A 15459-nucleotide genomic window follows, 5' to 3' on the forward strand; every position below is an offset into this window, starting at 1 on the left:
CAAGACGGCCAGTCCGTGACGACGCTTTCTGAGCCCTCAGCTTGGGAAGCTGCGAGCATTTAAGGCCGGTTCGGGCGCTGAGCTGGGCGAACGGCACGGGTGCTGCCTCGTCGGACTCGGCGGTTTTCACCGTGATTCCCCGCTGTTCCCCGATCGATCTGGTGCGCTTGTGGTGCGTGCCGAAGCCCGTGGCCAGACCTACCGGTTGTTGAGTGGCCTCGGGTAGCGTCGAGGCGTCAGCGCCCTCGGTACGGTAGGCACATGCGATGCTTGCTGGCTGCTGATCTAGATCTCCCCAGTGAGGGCCTAAGGCGTGTGATGCGCCGCCTGGAGGTCGACCTCGTTAAGGCTGACCAGCTACGAGTCGACTGGCTCACTCAGACACCCATGCCGCCAGTTGATTTTGTCTGTGCTGTCCTAGGCGAGGGAGACAACCGCGACGCTGAGGCAGCTGTATTGGTGGACGTTGGTGTTGCCCTCGGCCGCCGCATCCCAGTCTTCTTGATCCTCGAACCGCCCCGCAGGGCTCCTCTTGTGCTCGCTGGCGTCACTCAGGTTGAAGCAGACTTGAGTAATGAAGATGCTTTGGGGCTGCATCTCAACCAGTTCCTTCGGAGTCTGCGTCGCAAACCGGAAGCTCAGGCGAAAACAGCAGAAATCCCCGCACTGTCGCAGGAGGCAGCCAATGTAGCCCATACGCGTCTGGGTGAGATCAGCCAAGCAGCTAGTGCCCTAAGTGTGGCTGCACGCTTTGAGCGTCTGATGCTCGACGTATTGGAATCGGATGAGGCGGCAATTTCAGCGTTCCGCGATACTGGCGATATGGGATACGATGCAGCGCTATGGGTGAATGGTGCGAGCCCGATCCTCGGCGGCCCAGTACTCGTGCAATTGAAGCTATGGAAAAGCACCCCACGCCACGGGCTAAAGCGAGCCGTAGAAGCGTTCTCCAGCCAACTGGATACTAGACAGGTTCCGTTCGGTCTGCTCATCTATCATTGGATGGGAAATGAACAACACGGGCCCGTTTCACCTGAGCTATCTAATACGCGAGTAGTTACCATCTCGGCTCACGATTTCGTGGAAATGCTCAGTAGTCAGCCATTGAGCCGCATCCTCCTCTCTATGAGAAACGCAGTGATGCACGGAGTGCCCTACCGTGGCTAATTTTGATAGCTCGGTACTCAAGTCGCATCTTGACCGTGCAAACGATCCAGCGAACTCGACTTACGTTCGAGGTCGGGCGTTTGAGGACGCCCTTGAGCATGTCTTCGCTGCAGTGCCAGGATGTGACGTGCAACGCAACAGTCTCAACAGGTTCATCTCAGAAGAGGTGGATATCTCTGTAATGAATTTCAGGGAAGAGAATGGCCTGCGAGCGCTGCCGGAGATCTTCCTTGTTGAATGCAAAAACTGGAGTGGGCCGGTTGATTCCGCTACCGTCAACGAATTTGCGGCTAAGATTCGCCATCGTGGGTGTACACTTGGAATCTTGGTTGCTGCGAATGGGGTAACAGGAAACCCGTACGAGCAAACTGCTGCTTATCAGTCGGCTGCACTCGCACTTGTTGAACGCACGCGAATGCTACTATTGACAACCGCGGATTTGAGTGCGATCGCCTGTAGCCGGGATGTTGTGGGTCTTCTCCATCGTCGCCTGCTGGACCTTGTAGCGGCAGGAACCTTCACTCTCGGCTGACGTAGTCTGTGCCCCCGGCAGGATTCGAACCTGCGACACCCGCTTTAGGAGAGAGGCTGGGGTTCCTCGCCGGTGACCTGCAACTTCAGTGGCCGAGCTAGCGGGCACGAATGCGCCCGCTAGCTACCCCTGTTGACCGTGGCTGACCCCTGTATCTGGCACGACTGTGGCACGCTTGGTCGGTGGCGGAGCGTTCGCGAAGGTGAGATTGGCATCTCAGGTCAACGAGGGAGACTCACACTCGCTTCGTGGAGGCGTACCAGCCGGAGCTCCCGCACCAGCCACTCACGGCCGGCACTCGAGAACGGCGCCCCCGCCATCTCGGAGCCTGAGCGCCCCGGCCGGAGGCATGTCTTTGACCCGAGGAGTACTTCCTTGCTTCCGTTGGCGCGAGCTCGCGGAACAACTTCCGACGCTCAGTGGAACCAGGCCCCGAAGATAGATCCGCGCGAGACACTGTGTCCCGTGACTCTCTCGTAGACGTCGACCGTCTGATCCTCGGTCAGGGCACAGAGGTAGTCGCACACCGCACGGGCTAGCTGATGCTCAGGTGTGGCCATCACGCCTGGGTTCTGCGCGCCAAAAGCAAGGACGCTTTCGTATCGGTCGCGGAGATACGCCGGGATGTGGCTCGTGAAATTCGAGTCTGGCTCATATTTTTCGAGCATCTTCATTAGCTCATACAGTAGCGTTTTGATGATCGCCTTTTGGCCACTCTGGGCCATGGACAGACTTGGCTGCTTTATTACATAGAACCAGGTGAATTGCTTCAATGCCTCCACCTGGTATTGATGGTCGATGTCAATCTCCACATAGGGAGGGTGCTTCGATGTTCGAACGCCGCTAGAATATAGCTGATGAAGCTTGCGCTGGATTTGGTTTAGCTCATACCGATCCTCCCTCGTGTCGGACCACGGCTCCATGAGCTGGAGATGTTCGGAGACTAGGTGGTCGTATTCTCTCTCGAAGCGATCCGGGTCGAATTCATTATACTTTTTCCCCAGCTCCTTTTTGGTAAATTCCATGAAGTGCTCCCGCCGCTTCTGCTGCTCTTTCGAGGGGAGGCAGCTCTCAAGATGGATGATATCGAGCGGGATCAAACCACCTCGAAAATAGTCGGCCACGTCATGGATGGCGTACGAGACATCGTCTGCCCAGTCCATTATGGCCGCAGCAGTGGATCGCAGCTTCGGGTCTGTGTCGCGGGATTTCTTCGTCGGCTGGCTGAGGCGGGCGAACTCAAACCACTCCCGCTCGCTCCTGTAGACTCCCCATTTTGTTCCATACCCTCTGTTATGCCACTCATGAGGGTTCCTGCCAGTCGTTACCTCATCCGCGTATTGAGGGTATTTGAGTATCGCATTCAAAGTTGCCCGGCTGAGGTTAAGCCCATCCATGCCGGTTTTACGGGAGGCAAGCCGAGTTACGAGGCGGAAGGATTGGGCATTCCCCTCGAATCCGGCGCGGGATGGTTCCAATTCTTCGTGCAGAACTTCCTCTGCGATATGACCGAAAGGGGGATGTCCGATATCGTGGGCCAATCCTGCGGCCTCCACGATGTCCGGCAGCCAGGATGAATCTTCTATACCGAATTTAGATCCTCGATTTCCCTCCACGAGGCACTGTGCCATCCGGCGCCCGATCTGGGCTACTTTCAGACTGTGGGTCAGACGGTTGTGCAAGAGATGGTGCTCACGCACTGCCGCTACCTGAGTAACCCCTGCTAGGCGCCGAAAGGCCGAAGAGTACAATATCCTATCCCGGTCATTTTGGAAGGCTGACCGAAAGTCTCGAGAATGGAAAGCATCTCGCTCTTCCAGATAGCGCTGCTCGTCAAATTTTGCCGAATTTGAATTGCTCATAATCGCAGCCAAATCGGTGAGTTGATGCTGCTGTCTACGTAAACCGATACACTTCAATGCTGCACCAGTTCTCTGGGTTTGTCGCGTTGGGCGCCAGGTGCTGACGGGAAGAATTTGAAGAGGTGAAAGTAGATTATTCACGCGCAGAGAGAAGTTCGCCGGTCAAGCGGCTGATTGCTGTGAGCGCGGCACGGGCGCCGGCCGGGCTGGAGCGGGGCGTAGACAGGAGCGCAGGCCCGGCCGGGGGCCGGGCCGCGCGCGGTGAGCGGAGCGAGCCGCCTTGAACCAGTAGAGAAAGTTGTAACTCAGTCGGCCCGCTGGGGCGGTCGGGGCTTGAAGTCGTATGCGCAGGCTGGCAGTTCCACGCTCTGGCGGTGCGCGAGGGGCAGGAAGATCACCGGTCGGATAGTCCATGTGATGCGAGTGGTGAAGAACGTGACCGACACCGTGCAGGGCTCGGAGCGCAAGAGGGCTCGTCGTGTCTCTATGCGGCCGTCGTACAGCCACTGCCATGCCTGCTCGGATGCTTCCGGGTCGAACGCCGGAGAGATGGTGCGGAGCGCGACGGCAACCCATCTGTCGGCCTGCGGTGCCGTGTAGGCGTCGAAGGATGCTCGAAGTGTCAACTCGCCCTCGTCGGTGAGGTCTTCGGTCCAGCACTCGCACCAGTAGCCCCGGCGGGCTTCGTCCTTCAGCACGGCTGGTCTCCCGGTCGGGTGCCGGTGAACAGTTCCGCGGTGACCGTGTAGCCGCCGTTGCTGTCGTGGACGACGACCCGGTGGGCGAGTGCGGTGACCATGCCCAGGCCTCGGCCGTGTTCGGCCTCGCCGTCCTGGTGCTCGGCCTTGGGGGCCGTGCCGGTTCCTCCGCCGTCCGTCACCGACAGGGCGATCACCTGCCGGGTCACCGCGAGAGCCAGATGGAAGCTGCCGGACTCCATGCCGCTGGCCGTGTGGAGGATCGCGTTCGCGCTCAGCTCGCTCACGATCAACTCGGCGTCCTCGGCCAGGGGAGATCCGCGCAGGATGTCGCGGGTCCAGCGGCGGGCCCGGCTCACCTCTTCCGGAAAACCTGGGCAAGTGAGTCCCCAGACCCGGGCGGTGCTCGTATACTCGTGCATACAAGTTCCTTCATGCTGGTAGGCCGCCATGTGCAGCGGGTTCGGGCTAGACGAGTTTCATGCCGTCATGGGCGCGGATGGCCGGCGGGGATGCCGCGTCGAGTGCGTCCAGGACGCGGATCGCGTATGCCTCGTCGGCGAGCTCGGTGACTTCTTCGCGGGTGGCCCAGCGCAGTGCGCGGGTCTCGTCGCCGGTGGTCGGTGTGCCGTCGGCCGCCTCGCAGCGGAAGACCAGCGAGACGATCAGGCCCGTCATGTTCTTGTAGACGCCGGTCAGGGTCGCGGGAAGCGCGATCTTGATGCCGGTCTCTTCGAGGACTTCACGCTGGAGGGCTTCGGGGAGGGTTTCCTCGCGTTCGAGGACTCCGCCCGGGGGTTCCCACTTGCCGTTGTCACGGCGTTTGATCAAGAGGGCCCGGCCCTGGTCGTCGACGATGACTCCGGCGACGCTCACGGAGTGCGGACGTTCGGTGCTCACGTTCCTCGGCCCTCTCGGCTGGCTAGGCTCTCCACCGTAGCAACAACAATCGCCCACTCGTCTAGATATCTAAAGGAGTACACGTGCCCTCTCTTCCTTCCGGCTTCCTCGGTGATCTCGATCCCACGAGTGATCGTGCGGTCTTTCGGCAGATCGCCGACCAGTTGCGCGAGGCCATCGACCGTGGGCGGTTCAAGGAGGGTGAAAAACTGCCCTCGGAAGCTGAGCTTGTTGACCACTACGGGGTATCCCGGATGACGGTCCGCAACTCCTTCTCCGTCCTCCAGGGCGAAGGGCTCGTGCATGCCGAGCACGGCAAGGGTGTCTTCGTCCGGCCCCGGCCGCCCGTGCGGCGACTCGCATCCGACCGGTTCGCCCGGCGCCACCGGGAACAGGGCAAGGCGGCCTTCATCGTCGAAGCCAACGCGGCCGGCAGTCACCCTCAGGTCGACAGTCTTGAGGTCAAGGAAGAAAAGGCCAGTCAGGACGTCTCGACACGGCTCGGGTCCGTGCGGCGGGTGCTGGCTCGGCGCCGCCGGTATCTGCTCGACGGGCGGCCGGTCGAGTTCGCCACCTCGTATCTGCCGCTCGACATCGCGCGCGGTACGCCGATCGCCGAGCCGAACCCCGGGCCCGGCGGCATCTACGCCCGTCTCGAAGAGCTGGGCCACCGCCTCGACCACTTCGAGGAGGAGATTCGCGCCCGGATGCCCTCACCCGCCGAGGTGAAGACGCTCCGGCTGGCCTCCGGTGTGCCGGTGATCCACCTGATCCGTACCGCTTTCGATGCCGAAGGTCGGGCCGTGGAGGTCTGCGACACGGTCATGGCGGCGGACGCGTACGTGCTGTCGTATCAGCTTCCGGCGACGTGATGAGGTGATTTGCGGTGGTGCGCGGGGGACGCTTCTCCGACTCGTACACCCCAACAGGCATACTCGTATAGACGAGTGGGCAAGTGCTGTGGCAGGGTGGTCCGCATGAGCCCGGAGATCGGGTTCGCAGACCGCATCACGTATAGACGAGTAGATGGGTGAATTGCCTTGCGCACCATTCGTGTTGAGACCTCGGCCGCGACGATCCTGCTGACCGAGGCCCCTGAGCCCAAGGTCCGGGACCGGCAGACGGGCGAGATCGCCAAGGACGCCGTCAGCGGTGAGGCGCTGATGACGCTCGGGGTCGTCTACATCGAGGACGGGGAGTCGTCGCTGGTCAAGGTCACCGTGCCGGAAGGCGGTGTGGCCGAGGGGCTGACGCTGGGGGCGCCGGTCTCGCTGCCGGGGCTGGTTGCCCGGCCGTGGGAGTCGGTGTTCAACGGGCAGCAGCGTCACGGCATCGCGTTCCGCGCCGCCGCCGTGACTCCGGCCGCCTTCCCGGCCGCCATGGGGGCCACCGCCTGATGTCAGATCTGGTGACACTTCTGGAGGTGGGTGGTCCTGTCGCCGCACTCGGTGGCGGGGCCGCCTACACCCGGGCCAAGCACCCCCGCGTGTACTGGCCCACGGTCGGCCTGCCGATATCCACTGCCCGGCTCCTCGGCTCCTACGGTTCGGTCATGGAGGCCTGCGGGCTGACCGTGGCGCCGTCCCGGCTACGGGTCCTCGCCGTCAAGGCCACCACCCGGCGGGAGGTCCGCCCGGTACCGCCTCGGCGGGGCATCATCCGGCCCACCTCGACCGGGCTGCGGCTCCGCCTCCGGCTCGCTCCCGGGCAGGAACCCGCTGACGTCGCCGCCTCGGCCGAACGGCTGCGGCACGCCTGGGGCGTCCACGCCGTGTACGTGACGACGGTCAAGCCGGGCGTGGTCGAACTGCGGCTCGTCGGCTTCGATGTGCTGCGGAACGTGCGAATGCCCCGCAAAGCCACCGCCGAACTCCTCAAGGTACCTGTGGCACTGCGGGAGGATGCCACTCCCTTCGTGCGCGACTACCGCACCATTCCGCACCAACTCACCCTCGGCGCCACGCTGTCGGGCAAGTCCATGTACCTGCGCCATCTGATCACCGGACTTGCCCGGCAACCCGTCGCCCTGGTCGGCATCGACTGCAAGCGTGGTGTGGAGCTGGCGCCGTTCGCCTCTCGGCTCTCCGCCCTCGCCACCGATCCCGACGAAGCCGCCGAGCTGCTGCCCGTGCTCATCAAGGAAATGGAGGACCGATACGACCTGATCAAGGCCCGGCAGGGCATCGCCCCCGGCACCCCCGACGAGGAGATCACCTCCGACATCTGGGGCCTGCCTGACAGCGAACGCCCGGTGCCGGTCGTGCTGTTCGTCGACGAGGTGGCCGAACTCTTCCTCGTCGCCACAAAGAAGGACGAGGAACGACGGGACGAGATGGTCACTCAGCTCATCCGGCTCGCCCAGCTCGGCCGTGCCGCCGGGATCTATCTGGAGGTTTGTGGGCAGCGCTTCGGCGCCGAGCTGGGCAAGGGCGCCACCATGCTCAGGGCCCAGCTCACCGGCCGGGTCTGCCACCGCGTCAACGACGAAGCCTCCGCGAAGATGGCACTCGGCGACATCGCACCCGAAGCGGTCTTCGCCGCCTGCGCCATCGCTCCCGAGATGCCTGGCCTGGCCGTGGCCGGTGACACCTCCGGCGGCTGGTCCCGCATCCGCACGCCCAACCTGTCCCTCGGCGCCGCCGCCGCGATCTGCCGGGACTCGGCCCACCTGGTGCCCGACCTGTCCGCGCTCAAGCCCTTCCGGCCCGACACCCCCGTACGGCCCGTGGAGTCCTCGGCTCCGGCAGTGCAGCCGCACCCGGTGACCGACTGACCTTCGCCCACCCCTCACCCCGGTCGGCGTGACCGCCTCGCGCCAACTCCCTACCCCTGCCATGCCTGAATCCGGAAGGAGCCGCATCATGCGCGCCCAACTGGCCCGTGTCGACGCGGTGCTCGTCCAGGCGCTCATCGCCGCCGCGCTGTCCTTCGCCCACCTGCACGACATCGCTATGGCCTCCGGTCAGGACGGGTGGAAAGCGTGGGCCTATCCCGTCTCGGTCGATCTGCTGCTCGTCGCCGCCTGGCGCCGACTGCGGACCGGTGAGGCGAAAGCGGCCGGGTGGTGCTGGTTCGTCATCGCCCTCGCCGCTTCCCTCGGCGCGAACGTCGCCACCGCCGGCCTACTCGACCTGAACGACGTCCCGGCCTGGCTGCGCATCCTCGTCGCGGGCTGGCCCGCTGTCGCCTTCCTCGGCGGAACACTCCTCGCTCACTCCACCCCGGCGACAGCCGACGAGCACACCGAGGACACGGACGACACCGTGGACCAGGAGGACGCGCCCGAACTCGTACCCGATGGACCGCCACCGATACCACCGGCCATCGAGCCGCCGCCGCCCGAGCTGCCCGCCGTGCCCGTCCCGGCCGCCCTGGTCGAACACGCCCGCAAGGTCGCTGCCGAGCACCACAACCGCACCGGAACGCCCATCGACACCCCGACTCTCCGCGCTCGCCTCGGCGTCCCCGCGCCCATGGCCGAAGCCATCGCCGCCCACCTCGCCCCGACCGGGAGCTGACCCGTGCCCCTCTTCTGCTTCAACACCGCCGCCGACTACCTCGAAGCGGCCCGCGAGATGGCCGCCAGCGGCCGTACCACGCTGGCCCGGCTCCTCGCCGAAGAAGCCGCCGACCGCGTCACGGACCCCGCCGAAGCCGCCCGCATCCTGCACGACTTCCCCGGCCCCAGCCTGCGACAGGAGGACTGATCATGCCCAACCGCCGCTTCCGCAACGTCACCCGCATCGGCCCGGTTCAGGTCGCCACGTCGTACGACGGCCGGGGCCGCGAGAAGCACACCGCCGCCTGCACGGCTCCGCGCTGCGGCTTCTCCGCCGACTACGACAGCCGCGCCGCCGCCGAGCTGGCCGCCCGCACCCACCGCTGCCCTGTCCGCTGACCCTCCGAAGGGACCCCGCACACAGTGACCGTCAGCCTGCCGCTCGTCGTCGTCCTCGGCTTCTTCGCCTGGGGAGCGGTCAAGTTCCTCGGCGTCCGCACCTGGGTCGTCGTACTGATCGCCCTCTTCGGCTTCTACCTCTCGCAAACCTTCCTCGCCCCCGCCATCGAGTCCGGCACCCGCTCCGGCGTGGACGTCATAAACGGCCCACATGGCTAGACGAGTAGATGAGGAGATCGAGACCGTGTTCCTGCCCAAGTACCCCGACAGCCCCACCCCGCCGCCCGCACACACCCACGCCCCGGCCGATCCGACGCCCGTGCGGCGCTCGCTTCCGGCGGTCTCCATCAGCCCCGGAGTCGTGGCGGCCGTGGTCGTCGGCGGTGTCGTCCTCACCGCGCTCCTGGCCGCCGTCGCCGTCTCGGCCGTCTCCGTCGCCATCGCGGCCGTGGTCCTGCGCTCCCTGATCCGCCAACAGAACCGGCGCTGAACGCGCCCGACACCCGGGGCGGCACACACGACCAAGCATCCGCCGCCCCGGGGCCATCACTCCTGACCGAGCCAGTCAGAAGGAGAACTGCCATCTTCACCCGCACCACACCGCCCCCGCTCCCGGAACTCGCGAAGCTCGCGGAGCACGGCACCCTGCCCGGTATCCTCCGTCAGCTCTCCGGCCTCGGCGGCTGCGTCAACCCGATCCGCCTCGACGGCCACCGCACCGAGCACGACGTCGACACCACGACCGGCGAGATCGGCCGCGTCCTCCACCACCTCGACTCCACCAACCTCCCGGCCGGCCAACTCCTCGTCCGCTGCAACAACCGCCGCACGACTCGGTGTGCCGCCTGCTCCGAGGTCTACCGCCGCGACACCTTCCACCTGATCACCTCCGGCCTGCGCGGCGGCAAGGGCATCCCCGAACACGTCGCCACCCACCCGCGCGTCTTCGCCACCTTCACCGCACCGAGCTTCGGCCCGGTCCACAACCGCCCTTCCAGCGGACGGCCCTGCCGCTGCGGAACCCGCCACGACCAGGATGACGCCGTACTCGGCACCCCGCTCGACCCGGACACGTACGACTACGAAGCGGCCGTTCTCTGGAACGCGCACGCCGGACCGCTCTGGCGACGCTTCTCCACCTACCTGCGCCGGGAAGTCGCCAAGCGCGCGGGCCTGTCACAACGCCGGTTCCGCGACCACGCCCGCGTCTCCTTCGCCAAGGTCGCCGAGTACCAAAAGCGCGGCGCCGTCCACTTCCACGCCGTCATCCGCATCGACGGCCCCACCGGCGGCGATACCCCACCCCCGGCCTGGGCCACCCCCGAACTCCTCACCGACGCCATCGAGACGGCGGCAGCCAAGGTCCGCGTCGACGGCCCCGTCATCGACCGACGCACCCACAGCTTCACCTTCGGCCGCCAACTCGATGTCCGCACCATCCGCTCCGCCGACTTCGACGGCGGCCAGGAGCTGACCGAGCGCGCGGTCGCCGCGTACATCGCCAAGTACGCCACCAAGGGCGCCGAGACAGCCACGGGAGCTCTCGACCGCCCACTCAAGTTCGCCGCCGAACTCGCCCAGCTCGACATCAGTGACCACGCCCGCCGCCTCATCCGAACCGCCTGGACCCTCGGCGCCCGCAAGAGCCTCGAACACCTCCGCTTGCGCGCCTGGGCGCACATGCTCGGCTTCCGCGGCCACTTCTCCACCAAATCCCGCCGCTACTCCACCACCCTCGGCGCCCTCCGCAACGCCCGCGCCGACTGGCGCCGCGCCCAAGCCGCAACGGCCAACGGAGCGGCGCCCGACACGACGTACGTCCTCGCGCACTGGGTCTTCGCCGGAACCGGACTATCCGACGCCGAAGCCTGGCTTGCCGCATCCCTCGAACCCGCCCCCGGAACAGAAGGAGAGCCGACCCGTGGCTAAGCGCCATCTCGCCGTCGTGGAAGCAGCCGCCGAACCGCGCGCTCTGCCTTCGCGGTACCTGACTCCTCTGGACGTCGCCGAAATCCTGGGCGTGCCGGTCGAGACGGTCTACCAGTGGCGGCGGAAGCGCACTGGGCCGCGTGGCTTCCGGGTTGGCCGGCATCTGCGCTACGACCCCGTGGACGTTCGGGCCTGGGTCGAGTCCCTGATGGAAGGGGCTGCTGCCTGATGGCCGGGCACATCCAAGACCGCTGGTACAGAACGGAGACCGGGCCGGACGGGAAGGCTCGCAGGGTCAAGACGGAGCGGTACGGAACGGGGTCCCGTTACCGGGCCCGGTACGTCGGGCCGGACGGTACTGAGAAGTCCAAGAGCTTCCCCGACCGGCAGAAGCGGCTCGCTGATCAGTGGCTGGCACACACCGAAGCCGACATGGCGCGCGGGCAGTACATCGACCCGCGTGCAGCTCGGATCACCTTCGAGCAGTACGCCGAGAAGTGGGTGACTCACGCGCCGGACCCGAACACCCAGGCGTCGATGGAATCGCAGCTCCGGCTGCACGCCTTCCCCTACTTGGGCTCGCGTCCGCTCGGCTCCTTCCAGCCTGCTCACATCCGTGACTGGGTCGGGAAGCTGCAAGAGAACGGCGTCCGGGGCTCGTATGCCCGGACGATCTACTCCAACGTGCGTGCCGCGCTGAGTGCGGCCGTGGACGACGGGCACCTGCCCCGGAATCCGTGTGCAGCCCGGTCAGTCCGGCCGCCGACGGTGGACGTCAAGCGGGTCGCTCCCTGGACGCCGGAACGGGTCTTCGCCGTCCAGGACGCCATGCCCGAGCGGTACCAAGCCATGGTCGACCTGGGCGGTGGTTGCGGGCTTCGTCAGGGTGAGATCCTCGGCGTCGCCGTCGACGCGATCGACTTCGAGTCGGACACGCTTCACGTGGTCCAGCAACTGAAGCTGAGCCGCAGCAAGGCCGTGTTCGCTCCACCCAAGGGCGGCAAACTACGGGACGTACCGCTTCCTGGGCCGGTCGCTGATGCGCTCCGGGAGCACATGAAGCGGTTCCCGCCTGTCGAGATCACATTGCCGTGGAAGGTAGCGGACGGGCCTCCGGTGACCAAGCGGCTGATCTTCACGGGGCCACGTGGCGGGCACGTCTGGCGTACGTCACTCAACGAGGAGGCGTGGAAACCGGCGCTCGCCGCTGCTGGGGTCATCCCGGTTCGGAAGCGCGGCCAGCCCTACGCCGAGTCCCGCGAGAACGGCATGCACGCGCTCCGGCACTTCTACGCCTCGGTGCTCCTAGACGCTGGGGAGAACATCAAGGCGCTCGCCGAGTACCTGGGGCACTCCGACCCCGGACTGACGTTGCGCGTGTATGCGCACCTCATGCCATCCAGCCAGGAGCGCACGCGCAAGGCCGTGGCCTCGGTGTTTGGACGGTAAGGGGGAGGACAAGCGCCGAGGGCAACGGCTCTTCGTTCGTGTAAGACGTTAGAAGACGCAAATAAGCCTCACCGAGGGTAAGTTGCGGAAGAAGAGCTCGGGTATCAATCCCAGTAAGTTGAGGGTATTGGATACGCGTGAGAGACTCGGATCCAGTTAGCTCTAGTTAGCTAGCACGAGGTGCGAGAGACCCTAGAACGACCGAGGACCCGGATCCGGCGGCAACCAGATCCAGGCCCTCGTGCAGTCAGCGAGCCCGGTCGCGTAGCAGCAGACCGGGCTCGCTGCATGTACAGCGCCCGGTCCCGACCGTTCTCGCGCGTGACTCGCTCATCGAGCGAACTGCATCACGCTGGCAGCGATGGTCACAAACAGACCAGCCCCCGCAAGCCAGACCTGCCACTTCTCGGCTTCGGTCCACCTACGAGGCTTGTCCTTCTCAAGACTCACCCCTACCACCTGCCCTTCTCCTCCAGCCGACCCGCGTATCGGGCCGGGGCCTTGGAACTCGCGTGCCCCCACACGGAGTTCAGGGGAGGTTCAGGTGAGGCGGCACCAGCATACCGGTAGCGCCGACAGCCACCGGGGTATGCGAGGAGGCCGCGAATCTCTCTGACGGCCCAGCGACGGCCCCGAGACACCGAAGAGCCCCCTACCAGCGGACAACCCGCAGGTAGGGGGCTTGATCAGCTCTGCTTACTTCTTCTTGCCCTGGTTCTTGACCGCCTCGATGGCAGCCGCGGCCGCATCTGGGTCGAGGTACGTGCCGCCCGGGTTCAGCGGCTTGAAGTCGGCGTCCAGCTCGTACGACAGCGGGATGCCCGTCGGGATGTTCAGGCCCGCGATATCGGCGTCCGAGATGCCGTCGAGGTGCTTGACGAGGGCGCGGAGGGAGTTGCCGTGGGCCGCGACCAGGACCGTGCGGCCGGCCAGGAGGTCGGGGACGATGCCGTCGTACCAGTAGGGGAGCATGCGGGTGACGACGTCCTTGAGGCACTCCGTGCGGGGGCGCAGCTCCGGCGGGATCGTCGCGTAGCGCGGGTCGGCGGCCTGGGAGAACTCCGAGTCGTCCGCGAGCGGCGGCGGCGGGGTGTCGTACGAGCGACGCCACAGCATGAACTGCTCCTCGCCGAACTCGGCGAGGGTCTGCGCCTTGTCCTTGCCCTGGAGGGCGCCGTAGTGGCGCTCGTTCAGGCGCCAGCTGCGGTGGACGGGGATCCAGTGGCGGTCCGCGGACTCCAGGGCGAGCTGGGCGGTGCGGATGGCGCGCCTCTGGAGGGAGGTGTGGAGCACGTCCGGGAGCAGGCCGGCGTCCTTGAGCAGCTCGCCGCCGCGCGTCGCCTCCTTCTCGCCCTTCGGAGTGAGGTTGACGTCCACCCAGCCGGTGAACAGGTTCTTCTCGTTCCACTCGCTCTCGCCGTGGCGGAGGAGGATCAGCTTGTACGGTGCGTCGGCCATGGCCCCGAGCGTAATAGACGGCCGGGAACGCCGGTACGCCCGGCCAGCAGGCGGACAAGAAGGGGATGGATCGGGCGATAGGCAGCGAACAGTCATGCCGACAGTTGACGGTGTCTGTTAATTGGGTGGCTCGGCGCGAGGGCGCGTTCGTAAGTTGTGCTTACACGCAGAGCCACTTACCGAGCCACTTATGTCCGTGGGGGACCCCTATGCCACTCGTCGCCGCCAGACGCGCCGTCCGGGAGTCCGTCTCAGGGCTACCCCGCGAGTTCTGGTGGCTGTGGACCAGCACGCTCGTCAACCGGCTGGGCGCGTTCGTCGCCACCTTCATGGCGCTCTACCTGACGCTGGACCGCGGGTACTCCGCCACGTATGCCGGGCTCGTGGCCTCGCTGCACGGCCTCGGCGGTGTCATCTCCTCGCTCGTGGCGGGCGTGATGACGGACCGGCTCGGGCGGCGGCCCACGCTGCTCGTCGCGCAGGCCTCGACGGCGGTGTCCGTCGCGCTGCTCGGCTTCGTACGGGATCCCGTCGCGATCGCCGCCGTGGCGTTCCTCGTCGGCGCGACCAGCAACGCCTCGCGGCCGGCGGTGCAGGCGATGATGGCGGACATCGTCCGGCCCGAGGACCGCGTACGGGCCTTCTCCCTCAACTACTGGGCCATCAACCTCGGTTTCGCCGTCTCGTCCATGGGCGCCGGTTTCATCGCCGAGGTCAGCTACCTCGCAGGCTTCCTGATAGAGGCGGGCATGACCCTCGCCTGCGCGATCCTCATCTTCCTGAAGCTGCCGGAGTCGCGACCGGAACGCACGAGGGAGGAGAAGGCCGCGGCCGATGAGGTCGGGCTCGGGACGGTGTTGCGCGACGGACGCTTCATGGGCGTCGTCGGGCTGTCCTTCCTCGTCGCCCTCATCTTCCAGCAGGGCGCGGTGGGCCTGCCGGTCGCGATGGGCGAGGCCGGGTTCACTCCCGCCGACTACGGCCTGGCCATCGCCGTCAACGGCGTCCTGATCGTCGCGCTGCAGATCCCGGTCACCCGTTTCATCGAGCACCGCGACCCCGGGCGGCTCCTCGTCATCTCCTCCGTGCTCGCCGGCTACGGCTTCGGCCTCACCGCCTTCGCCGGCTCCCTCGGCGTCTTCGCCCTCACCGTCTGCGTCTGGACCCTCGCCGAGATCGTCAACGCGCCCACCCAGACGGGCGTCGTCGTCCGCCTTTCGCCGGTGCACGGCCGGGGCCGCTACCAGGGCATGTACACGATGTCGTGGTCGGTCGCCGCGCTGGTCGCTCCGCTGATGTCCGGGGTCGTCATCGACCGGTGGGGCGCGGAGTGGCTGTGGGGGTTGTGCGCGGTGATCGGGACCGTGGCGGGGGCGGGGTACTGGATGTTGATGCGGGGGATGCCGGTGGAGGGGGCTGCGGAGACTGAGGCGCAGCAGCAGGTCCCGGCATCGGAGGCCCTGCGCCAACAGGCAGGGTGATCTCCTCGGTCCGGTAGGCGTACAAGGGCGGTGTCAGCCGGTGGAAGCAATTGAGCTGGTCAGCAGCTCAATTGCTTCCACCGGC

The 15459-nt window shown here is 66.1% G+C and carries 19 protein-coding genes and 1 tRNA gene; 14 read left to right on the forward strand and 6 right to left on the reverse strand.

From position 1 onward, the window contains the following. Nucleotides 1-318: 318 nt before the first annotated feature. Nucleotides 319-1167: a hypothetical protein gene (locus tag F3T56_RS11210; RefSeq protein ID WP_172638891.1), complete on the forward strand. Its 849-nt coding sequence runs from the start codon at nucleotides 319-321 to the stop codon at nucleotides 1165-1167. Beyond that, complete coding sequence (locus F3T56_RS11215) at nucleotides 1160-1699, forward strand: restriction endonuclease (RefSeq protein WP_149824696.1); 540 nt, start codon at nucleotides 1160-1162, stop codon at nucleotides 1697-1699. Before F3T56_RS11210 ends, F3T56_RS11215 begins: the two co-directional genes overlap by 8 nt. Before the next feature lie 12 nt (nucleotides 1700-1711). On the opposite strand, the gene F3T56_RS11220 is transcribed toward F3T56_RS11215, so the two are convergent. The 5 genes from F3T56_RS11220 to F3T56_RS11240 all read right to left on the reverse strand — a co-directional run bounded on the left by F3T56_RS11220 (nucleotide 1712) and on the right by F3T56_RS11240 (nucleotide 5135). Beyond that, nucleotides 1712-1778: transfer RNA gene (locus F3T56_RS11220), tRNA-OTHER, on the reverse strand. Between the two features lie 337 nt (nucleotides 1779-2115). Next, nucleotides 2116-3561, reverse strand: coding sequence for a deoxyguanosinetriphosphate triphosphohydrolase family protein (locus F3T56_RS11225; RefSeq protein ID WP_149824734.1), 1446 nt, complete (start codon nucleotides 3559-3561; stop codon nucleotides 2116-2118). A 305-nt stretch (nucleotides 3562-3866) separates the two neighbouring features. Beyond that, entirely contained in the window at nucleotides 3867-4259 is a 393-nt protein-coding gene (locus tag F3T56_RS11230; RefSeq protein ID WP_149824697.1) for a hypothetical protein, read from the reverse strand. Beyond that, nucleotides 4253-4681, reverse strand: a complete 429-nt coding sequence (locus tag F3T56_RS11235) for an ATP-binding protein (protein WP_149824698.1) — start codon at nucleotides 4679-4681, stop codon at nucleotides 4253-4255. The genes F3T56_RS11230 and F3T56_RS11235 overlap by 7 nt, the downstream gene beginning before the upstream one ends. A gap of 46 nt (nucleotides 4682-4727) precedes the next feature. Further along, on the reverse strand, nucleotides 4728-5135 hold the full coding sequence (locus F3T56_RS11240; RefSeq protein WP_149824735.1) for an NUDIX hydrolase: 408 nt from the start codon (nucleotides 5133-5135) through the stop codon (nucleotides 4728-4730). 107 nt (nucleotides 5136-5242) lie between these two features. Between F3T56_RS11240 and F3T56_RS11245 the strand changes: the two genes are divergently transcribed. The 11 genes from F3T56_RS11245 to F3T56_RS11295 all read left to right on the forward strand — a co-directional run bounded on the left by F3T56_RS11245 (nucleotide 5243) and on the right by F3T56_RS11295 (nucleotide 12435). Next, nucleotides 5243-6031, forward strand: coding sequence for a GntR family transcriptional regulator (locus F3T56_RS11245; RefSeq protein WP_060903208.1), 789 nt, complete (start codon nucleotides 5243-5245; stop codon nucleotides 6029-6031). Between the two features lie 168 nt (nucleotides 6032-6199). Then, the gene (locus F3T56_RS11250; RefSeq protein ID WP_046709300.1) at nucleotides 6200-6556 is read left to right on the forward strand and encodes an SCO3933 family regulatory protein; all 357 of its coding nucleotides are present in this window, start codon (nucleotides 6200-6202) and stop codon (nucleotides 6554-6556) included. Beyond that, nucleotides 6556-7932 carry an FtsK/SpoIIIE domain-containing protein gene (locus tag F3T56_RS11255; protein WP_149824699.1) on the forward strand — a complete coding sequence of 459 codons (1377 nt, stop codon included), beginning with the start codon at nucleotides 6556-6558 and terminating at the stop codon, nucleotides 7930-7932. Before F3T56_RS11250 ends, F3T56_RS11255 begins: the two co-directional genes overlap by 1 nt. An 88-nt stretch (nucleotides 7933-8020) precedes the next feature. Then, a complete protein-coding gene (locus tag F3T56_RS11260; RefSeq protein ID WP_149824700.1) occupies nucleotides 8021-8677 on the forward strand; it encodes a DUF2637 domain-containing protein in 657 nt (218 codons plus the stop codon). Nucleotides 8678-8680: 3 nt separating this feature from the next. After that, the gene (locus F3T56_RS11265) at nucleotides 8681-8866 is read left to right on the forward strand and encodes a hypothetical protein (protein WP_149824701.1); all 186 of its coding nucleotides are present in this window, start codon (nucleotides 8681-8683) and stop codon (nucleotides 8864-8866) included. After that, the gene (locus tag F3T56_RS11270) at nucleotides 8866-9057 is read left to right on the forward strand and encodes a mobile element transfer protein (RefSeq protein ID WP_149824736.1); all 192 of its coding nucleotides are present in this window, start codon (nucleotides 8866-8868) and stop codon (nucleotides 9055-9057) included. Before F3T56_RS11265 ends, F3T56_RS11270 begins: the two co-directional genes overlap by 1 nt. Nucleotides 9058-9081: 24 nt before the next feature. Next, nucleotides 9082-9276 carry a hypothetical protein gene (locus F3T56_RS11275; protein WP_149824702.1) on the forward strand — a complete coding sequence of 65 codons (195 nt, stop codon included), beginning with the start codon at nucleotides 9082-9084 and terminating at the stop codon, nucleotides 9274-9276. A 25-nt stretch (nucleotides 9277-9301) separates the two neighbouring features. After that, nucleotides 9302-9547, forward strand: coding sequence for a SpdD protein (locus tag F3T56_RS11280; protein WP_149824737.1), 246 nt, complete (start codon nucleotides 9302-9304; stop codon nucleotides 9545-9547). A gap of 155 nt (nucleotides 9548-9702) precedes the next feature. After that, entirely contained in the window at nucleotides 9703-10986 is a 1284-nt protein-coding gene (locus F3T56_RS11285; RefSeq protein ID WP_149824703.1) for a replication initiator, read from the forward strand. Next, the gene (locus tag F3T56_RS11290) at nucleotides 10979-11215 is read left to right on the forward strand and encodes a helix-turn-helix transcriptional regulator (protein ID WP_055520625.1); all 237 of its coding nucleotides are present in this window, start codon (nucleotides 10979-10981) and stop codon (nucleotides 11213-11215) included. Before F3T56_RS11285 ends, F3T56_RS11290 begins: the two co-directional genes overlap by 8 nt. Further along, nucleotides 11215-12435: a tyrosine-type recombinase/integrase gene (locus F3T56_RS11295; protein ID WP_149824704.1), complete on the forward strand. Its 1221-nt coding sequence runs from the start codon at nucleotides 11215-11217 to the stop codon at nucleotides 12433-12435. The genes F3T56_RS11290 and F3T56_RS11295 overlap by 1 nt, the downstream gene beginning before the upstream one ends. A 696-nt stretch (nucleotides 12436-13131) precedes the next feature. Here the strand turns inward: F3T56_RS11295 and F3T56_RS11300 are convergent. Next, entirely contained in the window at nucleotides 13132-13893 is a 762-nt protein-coding gene (locus F3T56_RS11300) for a phosphoglyceromutase (protein ID WP_149824705.1), read from the reverse strand. Between the two features lie 209 nt (nucleotides 13894-14102). On the opposite strand from F3T56_RS11300, the gene F3T56_RS11305 reads away from it, so the two are divergent. Further along, entirely contained in the window at nucleotides 14103-15374 is a 1272-nt protein-coding gene (locus F3T56_RS11305; protein ID WP_149824706.1) for an MDR family MFS transporter, read from the forward strand. The last annotated feature ends 85 nt before the right edge of the window (nucleotides 15375-15459 follow it).

It is taken from the genome of Streptomyces tailanensis, assembly GCF_008386495.1.
In the GTDB taxonomy this organism is placed as follows: Bacteria; Actinomycetota; Actinomycetes; order Streptomycetales; family Streptomycetaceae; genus Streptomyces; species Streptomyces tailanensis.

Coding starts and splice junctions, on each gene's coding strand:
- F3T56_RS11260 (WP_149824700.1), top strand. CDS start 8,021: ATGCGCGCCCAACTGGCCCGTGTCGACGCGGTGCTCGTCCAGGCGCTC.
- F3T56_RS11235 (WP_149824698.1), bottom strand. CDS start 4,681: ATGCACGAGTATACGAGCACCGCCCGGGTCTGGGGACTCACTTGCCCA.
- F3T56_RS11300 (WP_149824705.1), bottom strand. CDS start 13,893: ATGGCCGACGCACCGTACAAGCTGATCCTCCTCCGCCACGGCGAGAGC.
- F3T56_RS11210 (WP_172638891.1), top strand. CDS start 319: ATGCGCCGCCTGGAGGTCGACCTCGTTAAGGCTGACCAGCTACGAGTC.
- F3T56_RS11255 (WP_149824699.1), top strand. CDS start 6,556: ATGTCAGATCTGGTGACACTTCTGGAGGTGGGTGGTCCTGTCGCCGCA.
- F3T56_RS11295 (WP_149824704.1), top strand. CDS start 11,215: ATGGCCGGGCACATCCAAGACCGCTGGTACAGAACGGAGACCGGGCCG.
- F3T56_RS11225 (WP_149824734.1), bottom strand. CDS start 3,561: ATGAGCAATTCAAATTCGGCAAAATTTGACGAGCAGCGCTATCTGGAA.
- F3T56_RS11305 (WP_149824706.1), top strand. CDS start 14,103: ATGCCACTCGTCGCCGCCAGACGCGCCGTCCGGGAGTCCGTCTCAGGG.